Annotated in this window: 1 protein-coding gene; it reads left to right on the top strand. The window is 62.8% G+C overall.

Features of this window, described 5'->3' with window-relative positions; translation table 11 throughout:
• Positions 1–417 (top strand): HYR domain-containing protein (locus tag UB90_RS22320; RefSeq protein ID WP_157888779.1); only part of this gene is annotated, 417 nt, incomplete at both ends.

Below are 417 nucleotides of genomic sequence, written 5' to 3'. Positions count from 1 at the left end.
CGGTGCTCAATCTGCGTCCACCGATGCTGGCGCAAATACTGCGACGCTGGATGTCACATCACTGGGGTCGGTCACGGACAACAGCGGCACCACGCCAGCCATTACCTATGCCATCAGCGGCACGCCGCTTGCCGGGGCTTATGCCTTTCCGCTTGGGGTGACCACGGTGACGATGGATGCCTCAGACGGGGCGGGCAATGCGGCGGTGCAGCAGAGCTTTACGGTCACCGTGACGGATGGCGAAGTGCCGGTGATCACAGCCCCCGGTCCTCAATCCGCGTCCACCGATGCTGGCGCAAATACCGCAACGCTGGATGTCACATCACTGGGGTCGGTCACGGACAACAGCGGCACGACGCCAACCATTACCTATGCCATCGGCGGCACGCCTCTTGCCGGGGCTTATGCCTTTCCGAT

The organism is Tritonibacter mobilis, from assembly GCF_001681715.1.
GTDB classification, from domain to species: domain Bacteria; phylum Pseudomonadota; class Alphaproteobacteria; order Rhodobacterales; family Rhodobacteraceae; genus Epibacterium; species Epibacterium mobile.
Note: the sequence above shows the minus strand (reverse complement) of the source record. Positions and strands in the feature narration are given on the sequence as shown.